At 65.3% G+C, this 14,387-nt stretch carries 14 protein-coding genes; 3 read left to right on the forward strand and 11 right to left on the reverse strand.

Features of this window, described 5'->3' with window-relative positions; all coding sequences use genetic code 11:
• Positions 1–82 precede the first annotated feature (82 nt).
• From G4223_RS11425 to G4223_RS11435, 3 genes are all read right to left on the reverse strand, one after another.
• Entirely contained in the window at positions 83–1,282 is a 1,200-nt protein-coding gene (locus G4223_RS11425) for a pyridoxal-phosphate-dependent aminotransferase family protein (RefSeq protein WP_163679470.1), read from the reverse strand.
• 83 nt (positions 1,283–1,365) lie between these two features.
• Positions 1,366–3,387: an elongation factor G gene (locus G4223_RS11430; protein ID WP_163679473.1), complete on the reverse strand. Its 2,022-nt coding sequence runs from the start codon at positions 3,385–3,387 to the stop codon at positions 1,366–1,368.
• Positions 3,388–3,497: 110 nt separating this feature from the next.
• Entirely contained in the window at positions 3,498–3,863 is a 366-nt protein-coding gene (locus G4223_RS11435; protein ID WP_163679475.1) for a hypothetical protein, read from the reverse strand.
• 272 nt (positions 3,864–4,135) lie between these two features.
• Here G4223_RS11435 and ettA point away from each other — a divergent pair, with 272 nt between their 5' ends.
• Positions 4,136–5,815 (forward strand): energy-dependent translational throttle protein EttA, encoded by a 1,680-nt coding sequence (gene ettA / locus G4223_RS11440; protein ID WP_163679478.1) that lies wholly within the window; start codon positions 4,136–4,138, stop codon positions 5,813–5,815.
• Positions 5,816–5,934: 119 nt separating this feature from the next.
• Positions 5,935–6,507: a hypothetical protein gene (locus G4223_RS11445; RefSeq protein WP_163679481.1), complete on the forward strand. Its 573-nt coding sequence runs from the start codon at positions 5,935–5,937 to the stop codon at positions 6,505–6,507.
• 23 nt (positions 6,508–6,530) lie between these two features.
• On the opposite strand, the gene G4223_RS11450 is transcribed toward G4223_RS11445, so the two are convergent.
• The 5 genes from G4223_RS11450 to G4223_RS11470 all read right to left on the reverse strand — a co-directional run bounded on the left by G4223_RS11450 (position 6,531) and on the right by G4223_RS11470 (position 9,131).
• Positions 6,531–6,953: a hypothetical protein gene (locus G4223_RS11450; protein ID WP_163679484.1), complete on the reverse strand. Its 423-nt coding sequence runs from the start codon at positions 6,951–6,953 to the stop codon at positions 6,531–6,533.
• A gap of 20 nt (positions 6,954–6,973) precedes the next feature.
• Positions 6,974–7,399, reverse strand: coding sequence for an FKBP-type peptidyl-prolyl cis-trans isomerase (locus tag G4223_RS11455; RefSeq protein WP_163679487.1), 426 nt, complete (start codon positions 7,397–7,399; stop codon positions 6,974–6,976).
• Positions 7,400–7,486: 87 nt separating this feature from the next.
• The gene (locus G4223_RS11460; RefSeq protein ID WP_163679489.1) at positions 7,487–7,864 is read right to left on the reverse strand and encodes a hypothetical protein; all 378 of its coding nucleotides are present in this window, start codon (positions 7,862–7,864) and stop codon (positions 7,487–7,489) included.
• A complete protein-coding gene (locus G4223_RS11465; protein ID WP_163679492.1) occupies positions 7,852–8,049 on the reverse strand; it encodes a hypothetical protein in 198 nt (65 codons plus the stop codon). The genes G4223_RS11460 and G4223_RS11465 overlap by 13 nt, the downstream gene beginning before the upstream one ends.
• 116 nt (positions 8,050–8,165) lie before the next feature.
• On the reverse strand, positions 8,166–9,131 hold the full coding sequence (locus G4223_RS11470; RefSeq protein WP_163679495.1) for a DNA-binding response regulator: 966 nt from the start codon (positions 9,129–9,131) through the stop codon (positions 8,166–8,168).
• Positions 9,132–9,274: 143 nt separating this feature from the next.
• Between G4223_RS11470 and G4223_RS11475 the strand changes: the two genes are divergently transcribed.
• On the forward strand, positions 9,275–11,884 hold the full coding sequence (locus G4223_RS11475; RefSeq protein WP_163679510.1) for an ATP-binding protein: 2,610 nt from the start codon (positions 9,275–9,277) through the stop codon (positions 11,882–11,884).
• On the opposite strand, the gene G4223_RS11480 is transcribed toward G4223_RS11475, so the two are convergent.
• Genes G4223_RS11480 through G4223_RS11490 form a run of 3 tightly spaced genes read right to left on the reverse strand, consistent with a single transcriptional unit; the run spans position 11,885 to position 14,357 of the window.
• Entirely contained in the window at positions 11,885–13,372 is a 1,488-nt protein-coding gene (locus G4223_RS11480) for a sensor histidine kinase (protein WP_163679513.1), read from the reverse strand.
• Complete coding sequence (locus G4223_RS11485) at positions 13,369–13,998, reverse strand: chemotaxis protein CheC (protein ID WP_163679516.1); 630 nt, start codon at positions 13,996–13,998, stop codon at positions 13,369–13,371. Before G4223_RS11485 ends, G4223_RS11480 begins: the two co-directional genes overlap by 4 nt.
• Positions 13,995–14,357: a response regulator transcription factor gene (locus tag G4223_RS11490; RefSeq protein WP_163679519.1), complete on the reverse strand. Its 363-nt coding sequence runs from the start codon at positions 14,355–14,357 to the stop codon at positions 13,995–13,997. Before G4223_RS11490 ends, G4223_RS11485 begins: the two co-directional genes overlap by 4 nt.
• Positions 14,358–14,387 lie beyond the last annotated feature (30 nt).

Below are 14,387 nucleotides of genomic sequence, written 5' to 3' on the forward strand. Positions count from 1 at the left end.
AGCACACATGGTAACGCACAAACGTAAACACGCTTCCCTGTCAAAATGAACAGGGAACGAACGTTTCACCGCCTTCAGGCAATCAGCCGATCTGCCCTTCGGCCAGGATGCGCTCCAACTCGGCGACGCCGGAGGGCATGTCGACCGACGCCCCCGCCGCCCGCAGGCTGGAGCCCAGGGCATGCAGGGTGCGGAACACATGGTGTGCCCGGCATTGCTCGCCCATCTGACCGACGCGCAGGATGTCGAGACCAAAGGCCCCCGACACCTCGACCCGATAGACCTGGGACATGTGGTGACGCACGGCGTCGGGCGAAATCCCCTCGGGCAGCTTGATGCCGACCACGGAATTCAGACGCGCCTGTTCGGGCACGAACAGGTCCAGCCCCATGGCGGCGACACCGCCCTGAAGCGCCCGCGAGCTGATTTCATGGCGGTGGAAACGCGCGGGAAGGGTTTCGTTGCAGATCAGCCGCAACGCTTCGTGAATGGCCATGATGCCCGACACCGGGGCGGTGTAATGATAGGATTTCAGGTTCCAGAAACGGTCGGCCAGCCGGGCGTCCAGGCACCAATGGGCCATGGGGGCGTTGCGGCTTTCGATGCGCTTCCAGGCCAGTTCCGAGAACGCCAGCAACGACACGCCGGGAATGGACGACAACCCCTTCTGGCCGCCGGTGATGACCGCGTCCACCCCCCAGGTGTCCATTTCCATGTCCATGGTCGACAAGGTGCAGACCGCATCGACCACCACCAGACAATCGTATTTGCGCGCGATGGCGGCGATTTCCGGCAGTTGGCTGTTCCACACGGTGTTGGAGGTCTCGCCCTGGACCAGGGTCAGCACCTTGGGGCATTCACGGCGAATGGCCTGTTCCACCTGATCCGGGTCGGCGCTTTCGGTGATGCCCAACTCCAGCAACGCCACGTCGGCCCCACAGCGGGTGGCCATTTCCGCCAGCCGCCGGCTGAAATAGCCGTTGCACACCGACAACACCTTGGTGCCCGGCTCGACCAGGTTGCAGACGGCCATCTCCATGGCGGCCGAGGCCGGACCGGCAACGCCGAGGACCCGCGCCGACTGGGTCTGGAAGACATAGCGGGCCATTTCCTTCACCTGTTCGATGACCCTGTTCATGGTCTCGCCCAAGTGATTGATGACGATGGAATTGGCCTCGGCCACGCGGGCCGGGATGGGCACCGGGCCGGCGCCCATCATCAGCAGCGGCTCATCCGGCAGGATTCGGTCCAGCGGCACGACAGCGGGCGGGCGGTAGCGCATATCATCACTTCCTTGATAAGGGGGAAGCGACATTCACAAACCCGCCCCCGCCCTGTCAAGGGGTAGCCGCATCAACCATAAGGTCAGCCGGCCAGGACCTTCTTTCGTTCCTCCACCACTTTCTGGGCGTCGCGGCCAGTCAGTTCCTGAAGATGGTCGAACGCCCACAGGAAAGTGCCGACCCCCATGGTCAGCGACCGCAACTCGACGATCAGGTCGCCCATCTCCGCCTGCGGCAGATAGGCCGACACCGCGTCCCACCCGGTCCAGCCGGGCTTGGCGTCATAGCCGAGAATCTGTCCGCGCCGCCCCGAAATGATGCGCTGGGCCTTCGAGGTGTAATCCGAGGGCACCGACACCTCGACCTTGAGGATCGGTTCCAGCAGGATCGGCTCGCATTGCGGCAAGCCCTCGCTCATGGCGATGCGGGCCGCGGTCTTGAAGGCCATGTCGGAACTGTCGACCGCGTGGAAGCTGCCGTCGGTCAGCGACACCGCCACGTCCACCACCGGAAAGCCCAACGATCCCTGGCGCAGGAATTCCAACACCCCTTCCTCGACGGCGGGGATGTACTGACGGGGGATGGCGCCGCCGACGATCTTGTCCTCGAAGGCGAACCCCGCCCCACGCGGTTGCGGCCGGATGTCGATGTGCACGTCGCCGAACTGGCCGTGACCACCCGATTGCTTCTTGTGGCGACCGTGCACCGAAATCGCCTTGCGGATGGTTTCCTTGTAGGGAACGGTCGGCTTGCCGGTGACGACCCCCAGGTTGAAGCGGCTTTTCAGCCGTTCCAACGCCACCTGGAGATGGATTTCGCCTTGGCCCCACAGCACCAGTTCGCTGAACTCGGCGCTTTGTTCCAGACGGTACGAGCCGTCTTCTTCCACCAGCTTGGTCAACGCGCCGGTCAACTTGACGTCGTCGCCCTTTTTCTCGGCGGACAGGGCCAGACCGAACAAGGGTTCAAGCACCATGACCGGATCGGCGGCCGAGACCGTCGTGCCGATGGTGACGCCGGTGGCCACCGCATCCAGCTTGCCGAACGCCACCACCTCGCCAGCCACCGCCTTGGCGATCTTGGCCGGACCGGTGGGCGCGGGCGCGTAAAGGCCCGAGATGCGCCCCACCTCCAGCGTCTGGTTGTCGGCGAACTCACCGGCGAAGACGCGGGCATAGGACAGCTTGCCGGTGTGGCTGGCGTGCACGGTCTTGAACACCCGCGCCGCCGGAGCGCCCGCGGAATCGATGCCGGCACGCGCCGCCGCCACCTCGGGCGCCGGCACTTCGTGGCGCAACGCCTTCCACAGCCGGGTGATGCCGGCCCCGGTCTCGGCCGAACCGAAGAACACCGGCACGATCAAGTCCTCGGTCAGATCCTTGACCAGATCGCCATACACCTCGTCCTTGGGCGGCTGGACGTCCTCCAGCAGCTCTTCCATCAGGTGGTCGTCGTAATCGGCCAGATGTTCCAGCATTTCCTGGCGGGCCAGGCGTTCCTCGTCGCGCAGTTGCTCGGGAATCTGGATCAGGTCGGACGGCTGGCCGGGGCGGTATTTGTAGGCCCGCTCGCTGACCAGATCGACATAGCCGACCACCTTGTCCTCTTCGCGGATCGGCACCTCGCGCAACACCAAGGGGCGTTCGCTCACCGCCTGAAGCGCCTCCAGCGCCTCTTTCAGGCGGGCGCCGTTGCCGTCCACCTTGTTGATGAACAGCACATGCGGAATCGAACGCTCGTCCAGGAAACGCAGCAGCGGTGCCACCATGACGGCGCGGGCCGGGTCGGGCTCCACCACCACCACCGCGGCGTCGGCCACCGTCAACACATTGAAGGTGTCTTGCAGAAACTCCACCGAGCCGGGACAGTCGATCAGGGTCCAGCGTTCGTCCAGATAGGAGACCGCCGCCATGTTGGGTTCGACGCTCATCTGACGGTTACGCGCCTCGGGGCTGGGATCGCCCACCGTGGAACCGTCCTTGATCCGTCCCTGGCGGGCGATGGCGCCGGCACGGAACAACAGAGCCTCGAGAAGCGAGGTCTTGCCGCCGCCGAACGGTCCCACCAAAGCGGCGGCACGGGCTTGCGAACATCTGCCGGTCATGAATTCCCTCCCTCAAAGCAACCCATTTCCTTGAGAGTCATGCTTTCAGGTGGCGGCGACGCTGGCAAGGGGGAAAGCTTGCGGGGCAGGCCTGACTTTCGGACGATTGTCTAAGCGGAAAGGCGCATTCCCAGGTCCACCACCCAGGCAGCGGCGGCCGGTCCGGCCAGACGGCGCGCATAGACCTGGAAGGTTTCCCGCATGATCTCGCTGACCACGCGCTGAATCCGCCCGTCGCCCATGCCATGCTGGCCGTCCATCATCACCCACACCTCACGCCGTTCGCACGGCACCCGATGGGCGCGGCGGCCCAGTTGGTAAAGCGTCAGGGTTTCCAGCGTCAGCAATACGGCCAAGGCGTCCAGGGCCAAGCCCCGGTCGAAATGCAGGGCCGCCACCACCAGGGCAATTCCCAACAGCCCCAGACCGGCGGCGCGACGCACCGAAACGTCGGCGAAATAACGAATGCGGTCCATGGCGGCACCTCGCATCTGTCGCACGGGCCCGCTATGACCCGCAGGGAAGCCCTTGCAATTCACGGGCCACGCCGCCCGCCCCGCGAAACCGGCCAAAAGCCGTCACGCTTCCTTCACATGGGGAGCAAAGACGACGATTCCATGGGCGATTCGCGACACAAACCGGCCACCGGGTGGGCAATCCTTCCCCGGATTGCTTGACGGATCAGGCGCCCCCCTTTAAACCCGGACGCAATTTCATCGACGAATCTGCCTTTCCAGCGGAGAGCCCAATGGCCGCGTATCAGTACATCTATGTCATGAAGGACCTGAAGAAGGCCTATCCGGGTGGCAAGGAGATCCTCAAGGGCCTCACCCTGTCGTTCCTGCCCGGCGCCAAGATCGGCGTGCTGGGCGTCAACGGCGCCGGCAAGTCGACCCTGTTGAAGATCATGGCGGGCATCGACAAGGAGTTCACCGGCGAAGCCTGGGCGGCCGAGGGCGTCAAGGTCGGCTATCTGGCGCAGGAGCCCCACCTGGACCCGGCCAAGGACGTGGTCGGCAACGTCATGGACGGCGTGGCCGAGACCAAGGCCCTGTTGGACCGCTTCAACGAGGTGTCGGCCAAGTTCGGCGAGGACATGACCGACGACGAGATGAACGACCTGATCGCCGAACAGGCCGAACTTCAGGAAAAGATCGACGCCGCCGACGCCTGGGACCTGGACCGCAAGGTCGAGATCGCCATGGACGCCCTGCGCTGCCCGCCCGCTGATTCCGACGTCACCACCCTGTCGGGCGGCGAACGCCGCCGCATCGCGCTGTGCCGCCTGCTGCTGTCGCACCCCGACATGCTGCTGCTGGACGAACCGACCAACCACCTGGACGCCGAATCGGTGGCGTGGCTGGAACGCTTCCTGGAAAGCTATTCCGGTACCGTGGTGATGATCACCCACGACCGTTACTTCCTGGACAACGTCACCGGCTGGATCTTGGAACTGGAGCGCGGCCACGGCATCCCCTACGAGGGCAACTACACCAGCTGGCTGGAGCAGAAGGGCCAGCGTCTGGCCCAGGAAGAGCGCGAGGAGAGCGCCCGCCAGCGCGCCATCCGCGACGAGTTGGAATGGGTGCGCGCCAGCCCCAAGGCCCGTCAGACCAAGTCCAAGGCCCGTATCAACGCCTTCGAGGATCTGGTCGCCAAGAGCCAGGAAAAGGCCACCGGCCCCGCCGTCATCTCCATTCCGCCAGGCCCGCGCCTGGGCGGCAAGGTGATCGAGGCGGCCAACGTCTCCAAGGCGTTCGGCGACAACCTGCTCTATGAAAACCTGAACTTCATGCTGCCACCGGGCGGCATCGTCGGCATCATCGGCCCCAACGGTGCCGGCAAGACCACGCTGTTCCGCATGATCACCGGCCAGGAACAGCCCAACACCGGCACCTTCACCGTCGGCGAGACCGTGGTGCTGGGCTATGTGGACCAAAGCCGCGATTCGTTGGACCCGGACAAGACCGTGTTCCAGGAAATCAGCGACGGCCAGGAAGAAATCGACCTGGGCAAGCGCAAGATCAACTCGCGCGCCTATGCCGGCCTGTTCAACTTCAAGGGCGCCGACCAGCAAAAGAAGGTGGGCGTGCTGTCGGGCGGTGAACGCAACCGCGTCCATCTGGCCAAGATGCTGAGCCGTCCGGCCAACGTCATCTTGCTGGACGAACCGACCAACGACCTTGACGTCGAAACCCTGTCGGCGCTGGAAGACGCCTTGGCTGAATTCCCCGGCTGCGCCGTGGTCATCAGCCACGACCGCTTCTTCCTGGACCGTATCGCCACCCACATCCTGGCCTTCGAGGGCGACAGCCAGGTGGTGTGGTTCGAGGGCAACTACCAGGATTACGAGGCCGACCGCCATCGCCGCCTGGGCGCCGAGGCCGACCAGCCGCACCGCATCAAGTACAAGCCGCTGGCACGGTAATCCCATGAAACGACGGCGCGCCCCCAAAAGGCGCGCCGTTGAACATTGCGGCCTTATTGAGCATTCCTTAACCGCGTCGGCGGCACACTGCGCGGAAGCGTCGTGCCAAGGAAACGGCCATGTGGAACATCAGCCTGGCGGACTACGTCTGGGGCAGCAAGAAGGACAGCCAAAGCGGCTTTTACGGCGAAGCGACCAACAGCGCCTATTCGCTGCCGACCGATTCCAGCGGCAAGACCCGCCTGCCCACCCAGGCCGACCTCACGGCGGCGACGAAACCCGAGGACAAGCTGACGCTTTTGCGCCAGATGGCCGACGTGGTCAACGTCCAGGCCGACGCGGCGTTGGCCACCGGCCGCGCCGACAGCCTTTCCGGCATGACCCAATCGGCCAAGGACGTGTTGAACCAGCTTTCCGGGGTGGTGGACGGTCTCAGGGACAGCGACGGCAAGGTGGCGGAAAGTTACCAAAGCGGCATCGCCAATGCCTTGGGCTCGTTGCGCCAGGTCATGGACAGCATCGGCACCCTGAGCAGCCGGGCCTCGTCCGACGTCGCCGCCCAGGTCACCTCCGACCTGACCGCCATGGACGACCAGGCCAGCGACCTGGCGAAAAGCGCCGGCGGCACATGGCGCCGCACCGGCAGCACCTTCCGCGCCGACCCCACCAAGCTGGTGGATATCCTGGTCTGAAGCGGCCGATCCGTGCGCTGGAACTATCCGTTCCGCCGCGTCCCGCGCAACGCCGCCGTCACCATCAGGACCAGACCGAGCACGGCGACAAGCAGCCCCGCCCCGGCGGGAACGACCGCCCAGGCCCGAACCGAAGGCTCATCGAGGCTGAGGACGGCGACGGCGGCCCAGCCCAGCCCGCCCAACAGCAACACCAGCCCGATCAGGCCGGCTGGCGTGGTCGGACACAGATCCCGCAACAGGGCACGGGTCGTGGCGGCCTCTTGGATGGCGTGGGTGACCACCAGCACCAACGCCCCGCCCAACAGGCCGGCGACAGCGGGCAGACCGGCCGAAGCGACCCGGTCGAAGGCTTGGGCGTCAAGCGCCATCACCACCCGCACCGCCGACACCGCAATTCCAGCGAAGATGGCGCACCAGGCGGCCAGCCGTATTGCCTTCAGCATCTCCCCCTCCCCGTTTGCGATCAGGACGCCGGACGGATCGCCGTCACGGTGCAGGTGAAGACCAGCGCCAAACCCGCCAGGGGATGGTTGGCGTCAAGGGTGACCCGGTCGCCGTCGATCTCGCGCACCACGAAAACCATCGACTGGCCCTGGTCGTCAGCGCCCTCCAACTGGGTGCCCACCTCGACGTCGAAACCGAAGCGGCCGGCGTGCTCGACCCGTACCAGACTGCGGTCGTAGGGGCCAAAGGCGTCCTCGGCCGAAAGCGTGGCGGTGACCGTTTCGTTCAGCGCCTTGCCGGCCAAGACCGATTGAAGCTTGGGGAACAGCCCTTCCAGGTCACCATGCAGGTAGACCATGGGCTCCTCGCCGGGATCGATCAATTCGCCATCCTCGCTGCTGACACTGTATTTCAGCGTCACCATGCTGCCGTTCTCGATCCGCATCTTCGCCTCGCTGGTTGGCTGTTCCGGTTCCGGCGCAGGCTAGACCGAGCGGCCTTCGGGGGCAAGGCGCATGGCCACGGAAAAAGATCAGACAGCCATCCGCACACAGGCCCGCCGGATCAGACGGGAAACATGACGCAACGCCCTGTCCAGGCGATACAGGTCGGCAAGGGCCTCCAGCATGGCCGGCACGGCCTGCGCCGTATCGTCGGCGGCCAAGGCGTCTTCGGCAAGGGAAAGGCGACCGTTGACGGCTTGCAGACGCCAGGCCAACAGCAACAGGCTGGTCCGCATCCGCCGCACCCCACCCTTTTCCGCCGCGACGACCGGCAAGCTGATCAGGGTGGAACACAAAACCTCACTCATGTCGGCCATCTGCCGCCGCATGTCGGCGGCGGCCACCCCAAGGCGGGCGTTCCGGGACAAATGACGGCGATGGTTGGGAAAGGCGATCACTGCGCCCATGACACGGTCTCCTTGCACATCGGCTCAGGCTCCGCCGCTTCCAGGCGGATGATTTCGGCGCTGTAGGCGTCCACCTCTTGCCGCAACTGGCGTTCAGCTTCGGCGACGCGGCGCCGATATTGTTCCAAGGCCCACATCAGACGGCGGTCGGCGTCACCCTGGGGAATGGATTGCATGGCGGTCATGGCATCCTCCTCTTCCCTCCCATGCCTTTAGTATTAACACCTTGAGCGAGTCCCCATAGCCTCAGATGGGGACCACCTGAAGTCGGAGGAAAGGTGGAGACGATAATCCGAGCGGATCACAGGCCGGGAACGGCGCCCAACAGCATCCTGACCAGTTCGGCCTGGCGGTTGGCGCCGGTCTTCTGGAACAGGCGCTTGAGATAGGTGCGCGCCGTGGACAAGGTAACGCCCTGTGCCTCGGCCGCTTCGCGAATGTCGAAGCCCGAGGCCAAAGCGTGGGCCAGCCGCGCCTCGGACGGATTCAGACCGAAAAGCTTTTCCAACACTGCGGCCGCAGGCACCCGGCACTGGTCCATCTCGCGCAGGAACAACAGGACCGCGGCGCCGTCGCCCACGTCGGCCGCCGCCTCGACCAGCGCCGAATAACGGCAATCGTCGTCGTCGGTCAGGGCGACGACCCGGCTTTCGCCATCCGTGGCGGTGGCGCCGACCGTCTGGTGCAAGATGGCTGTCTCGGCGACGGTGGTGGCCCGAACGGTTCCCCCGCCATCGGTCCGCATCACCGTTCCCGCCTTCAGCAGGTCGCTGCCGGCACGGTTGGTGAAAAGCACCTTGAACCCCCGGTCAAGGGCGAAGGCGGCGAACGGCATGCGATCCAACGCGGCCAGGGCCAGTCCGTGACCGTTGCGGCTGGCGACCACGGCCAGCGCGTCGGCGATTCCCTGACGCACCGTCTCGGCGGAACACGGCTTGGTGAAGAAACGGAAGACACCGCCGCGGTTGATGGCGTCCAAGGCCGCTTCCATGTCCCCGGTGCCGGTCAGCACCAGACAGACCGACGGACATCCCGCTTGTTTGAGTTGGGCGATCAGTTCCAGCCCGCCCAGACCGGGCATGCGCAGATCGCTGACGATGACCTGGAACGTGTTCTCCAGGGCGCGGGCGCGGGCGCGCAGGGGATCGGTCTCGAAGGACATGTCCCAGCTTCGCGCCTGAGCGGCGAGCACGCGACGCAAGCCGTCGAGCACCGCCGGCTCGTCGTCGACGAACAAGATGCGTGGGCGTTGAACATGTTCGGACATGGCCCCCCACTGCGCCGTTTTTCCAGACCTTACTGGCATAACCGAAGAGCGTTCCCCGGCACAAGCCGGTGTACAGTCCTCATTTAGGGATTATCTTCTCTTCGATCGAGAGAGACACTCATCAAAAAGTCAGAGTGCCAGCCATGTCGTCTCCGCGCCCAACCACCTTCGTGCCTGCGGTCCTTGGCTTGGCGCTCGTCTTGTCCGCGGCGTGGGGTGGGCTTTTCGCCTTCGTCCGCCACGACCGGACCCTGGTCGAAGACAACGCCTATCATCAGGCCGAGAATTATTGCATCGCCTTCGAGGAATACGTCCACAACATCGTGCTGACCGTGGACAAGGGCCTGCGCCACATGGAGCAGGTCTACGTCCGCGCCCGTGCCACCGGCACGCCGTTCGAAGACGTGGCCGCCGAAGCCTATGCCCCCATCAAGGTGTTCCAGTTCGCCCTGATCGGCCCCGACGGCATCTTGCTTTACAGCAACCTCAATCCCGCCCGGAACCGGGTGGACCTGAGCGACAGGGAACATTTCCGCGTCCATCTGGACACCTCCGACGACAAATTGTTCATCAGTCGCCCGATTCTGGGACGGGTGTCGGGCAAGTGGTCGATCCAGTTCACCCGCAAGATCACCCTGGCCGACGGTTCCTTCGGCGGGGTGGTGGTGCTGTCGGTGGAACGCAACGAATTCGAAAGTTTCTTTCAGCGCATCGACCTGGGCCGGCGCGGCCTGATCACCTTGTTCGGCCTGGACGGCTGGATGCGCGCCCGTGGTTCCCAGATCCCGGAATCCACGCATGACATCACCCGCGATCCGTTGCCGGCCGACCGCCCCTATTTCGCGAAGGACGGCCCCCATCGCGACCGTATCCGTATTCCCAGCTTCTATGACGGCGTCCAACGCCTGGGGGCTTGGCTCTGGGTGCGCGACGTGCCCTTGGTGGTGTCGGTACAACTGGCCGAGGACGAGGTCTTCGCCGCCCACAGCGAGCGCGCCAACCGCGCCATGGCCGCCGGCCTGATCCTGACCGGCATTTGCGTCCTGGCCCTGGTTGTGTTCGCCGTGCTGCGCCGACAGCGCGACGCCGCGTTGGACGAGGCGGCGGCCAGCGAGGAACGCTGGCGGCTGGCGGTGGACGCCGTCGGCGACGGCGTCTGGGACTGGAACCCGGCCAGCGGCAGCGTGTTCTTTTCCCAACGCATGGGGGACATCGTCGACCGTCCGGTCGCCGACCTGCCCCGCACCGTGCCGCAATGGCTGGAATCCATCCATCCCGACGACCGTGATGCCGTTGCCGCCGATTTCGCCGCCTTTCTGGAAGGCGCCCCGCGTTTCGTTCACGAATACCGGCCGCTGTGCGGCACGCAGGAACAGAAATGGGTTCTCGACCGGGCGGTGGTCATGTCCCGCGACGCCCAGGGTCGGCCGTTGCGGGTCATCGGCCTGCGTAGCGACGTCACCGAACGCCGCCGCCTGCAAGACGAACTGGACCGCCGCAACGCCGAGATGCGGCGCCTTCAGGCGGCGTTGGCGGCACGCGAGATCAGCCTGGCCCGCCACCGCCTGAACGAGGCCCAGCGCGTCGCCCGCCTGGGTATCGTCGAGCGCGACATTGCCGGCGGCCAGTGGCTGGCGTGCGAACACGCCCAGGCGCTGTTGGGGTTGACGCCCAAAACCGCCTACGACACGCAAGCCCTGTTGGAACACGCGCAAGGCGACCTTACAGCCATCACCGCCCTTTTGGACGACAGCGCCCTTGGGGCGATCAACCACGAGCTGGCCATCGAGGATGATGGTGAAGTTCGTTATCTGCGGGTGGTCGGGTGCGTCCCCAGGCAACGCGACGAAAGCGCCTTCATCACCCTTCAGGACATCTCGGCACGGCGGGCCTCGGAACAAGAACAGGCCCGGCTGAAGGAACGCATGGAAGAGGCCAACAGGCTGGAATCCCTTGGCACCCTGGCCGGTGGCATCGCCCACGAGATCAACACGCCAGCCCAATACGTGGGCGACAATTTGGCGTTCCTGGCGAATTGTGCTCCCGACCTGCTGGCGGTGGCCCAGGCTGCGGCCCGTGAATGTTCGCCCCCATCCTGCCCACAAGTGACCCAGGCCCTGGAACGCACCAACCTGGACTTCCTGAACGAAGAGGTTCCCGCCGCCATCGCCCAAGCGCAGGACGGCGTGCGCCGCATCGCCAAGATCGTCCAGGCGGTCAAGGAATTCTGTTATCCAAGCTCGCGCGAGCCGCAGCCCTGCAACCTGAACCACATGATCGAGGCCGCGGCCACCGTCACCCGCACCGCGTGGAAATACTGCGCGGAACTGGAGCTGGATCTGGCGCCCGAATTGCCGCAGCTCGTCGCCATCGAAGGCGAGATCAATCAGGTGCTGGTCAACCTGATCGTCAACGCGGCCCAGGCCATCGGCGAAAAGAACGCAGCGTCTCCTGGCCGCATCGTCGTCGGCACCCGCCACCTGGACCAACGGGTGCAGTTCTTCGTCGCCGACGACGGCGTCGGCATCCCACCGGAACGCCACAAACGCATTTTCGAGCTGTTCTACACCACCAAACCGCCGGGCCAGGGCACCGGCCAGGGGCTGGCCATCACCGCCGCCATCGTCCGCCGACATGGCGGCACCGTGAGCGTGGAATCCGCCCCCGGCCAGGGCGCACGGTTCACCATCACCTTGCCGGTCAACGGTCCACTCGGCAATCCCGACGCCATCCAGGCCGAAGGGCCGGCGTAATCACCCCTCGGGCGTGGCGCCTTCCTTGGGCAGGGACACAAAGAACGTCGCCCCCTCGCCAAGGTGCGATTCCACCCAGATGCGGCCGTGATGGTGGTCCACGATCTTGCGGCACACCGCCAGACCGATGCCGGTCCCCTCGGTATGCTCCGCCGGGTTGAGACGCTGGAACAGGCCGAACACCCGATCCAGGCAGTCCCCGGGAATGCCGACACCGTTGTCACGCACCGACAGCACCCAGTCCGAACCGCCGTCGCGGCATTCCACCACCACCCGCGGCCGTTTGCCGGTTTCCACGTATTTGACGGCGTTGGCCAGCAGGTTCTGGAACAGACGCACCAGTTCGGAACGGCTGCCCATGATCCGTGGCAAATGCTCGGGCACCGCCACCTCGGCATGGCTTTCCGCAACCACCGTACCAAGGTTGGCCATGGCCTCGGCCAGGGACGCGCCCAGGTCAACCTCGTCAAGCGGCGCATCCTGGCGGCCGACGCGGGAATAGTTGAGCAGATCGACAATCAGGCGGTCCATGCGCCGGGCGCCATCCACGGCAAAAGCGATGAACTCCTTGAGATCGTCCTCGATCGCCTCGCCCAGCCGGCGTTCGATCAGGGTCAGGAAACTCGACACCGTGCGCAACGGCTGGCGCAGATCGTGCGACACCACATAGGCGAACTGGGCCAGCTCGGCGTTGGATTGTTCGATGATCCGGGTCTTGCGCGCCAGTTCCCGCTCGGCCTCGATGCGTTCGGTCAGATCGCGCGCCACCAGGAATACCATGGTGGCACCGTCGGCGCGGCCGGGAACCGTCGCGGCGCTCAGCGAGACATGGCGCTGTTGTCCGTCGGCCTGACGCAGGCTGAGCAGCACGTCGTTGGCCCGGCCGTCCGCCAAGGTCCGGGCGATCAGCCGCCCGGCCTCGACCGGTTTGGTGAACCAGGCGTCGAAGCGACTGCCCAGCAACCCGGCCCGCTGCGTGCCGGCCAGACCTTCGAAGGCCGGGTTGACGTCGCGCAGAATGCCGGCACGGTCGACCGTCGCCATGGGATCGACCGCCATCTCGAACAAGGTGCGATTGTAGACCGTGACGTCGCGCAAATGACGGTCACGTTTGACCGCCGCGGTGATGTCGGCGACCTGGATCAGACAACCGGTGCTGTCGCCGTCGGCGACGGGGCGGACCACCACCGATTGTTCGACCGGCTCGACACTGGCGCCATAACGATTGAACAGCGGCAGCACACGGGGATGCAGATTGTGCGACATCACCGTCGGCAAGCGATGGTTCAACGCCCGTTCCACCGCCTGCAACAGGTGGGACCGCCCCAGTTCGGGAAAAATATCGAGCAGATCGCGGCCTCGCGCGGCACTGGCGGCGATGCTGGAATGGACCGCCATCCAGTCGTTCCAGACTTCGACGCGGCGATTGGCGTCCAACACCACGACACCGCTGTCCAGGCCATCGATGATGTTGGCCGGAAGGATCATTCCCCCTGCTCCGACCGCCGGATCAGGCCGCGCACCGCCTCCAGGAAGCGGGCCGAGCCCTCGACCCCCAGGATGAACAGCAGATAGCCGGAGACGTTGAGGCGGCTGACGGAAAAGTCGATATGCAGGAACAGGACGATACGGTCGATGGACGTCCGCGCCGACAAGGTGTCCAACAGGTCGGGCGGCGCGCTTTGCACCAGATGCGGCAGGGACGCCGAGGTCGGCATGCCCAGCATGTCGGAAATGGCCGCCAGACACGAATTGAGGATGATGTTGCCGATCTCGAGCAGGGTTTCGCGCTCAAGCTCGCTGACGTCGTCCAACGGGAAACGGTCGTCGATGGCGGCGCGCACGATTTCCAGACTGCGCCGTTCCGGGAAGATCAAGGCCGCGACCCCGGTCAGCGGCCCTTCGAAATCCTGGCGGATGCCGATCATCGGCTCGCCCGCCACCGTCGCCAGTTGGTTGGCGGCTTCGGTGTAGTTGACGATGTCCACACGCGGCACCGCCAATTGTACCTTTTCACGGGTCAGTTCCCCGAACGCGGCGGCCGCGTGGCCGACACCGATGTTGAACAGCTCGGTGACGACGTCGCGTTCCATCTCGTTCAGGACGATGCTCATGCCTGCTCCCGTCCCAGGAAGTCGGCGATAGCCGCCGCCTTGATCGGTTTTCCGATGAAGTCGATGCCGGCGGCCCGCACTTCCTCGGCCAGGGCGCCCTGGACATTGGCGGTAACCATGGCCAACCGGGCCTCGGGCTGGCGCGCACGGATGGCGCGCCCCACGGTCAAGCCATCGTCGCCCGGCATGTTGTAGTCGAGGAAAACGAAATCCAGCATCATTTCCTCGACGACCGCCATGGCTTCGGCGCCGTTGGCCGCCTCGCACACATAGGCGTCCGGCATTTTCTCGGCAATGATCGCCCGCAAGGAAAGCCGGGAAAACCGGCTGTCGTCCACAATCAGGATATTTCTTGGCATTCGGCCCGCTCTTCGCCCACCGGCGCCCCT

The sequence above is a fragment of the Magnetospirillum aberrantis SpK genome (genome assembly GCF_011022235.1).
GTDB lineage: Bacteria > Pseudomonadota > Alphaproteobacteria > Rhodospirillales > Magnetospirillaceae > Magnetospirillum > Magnetospirillum aberrantis.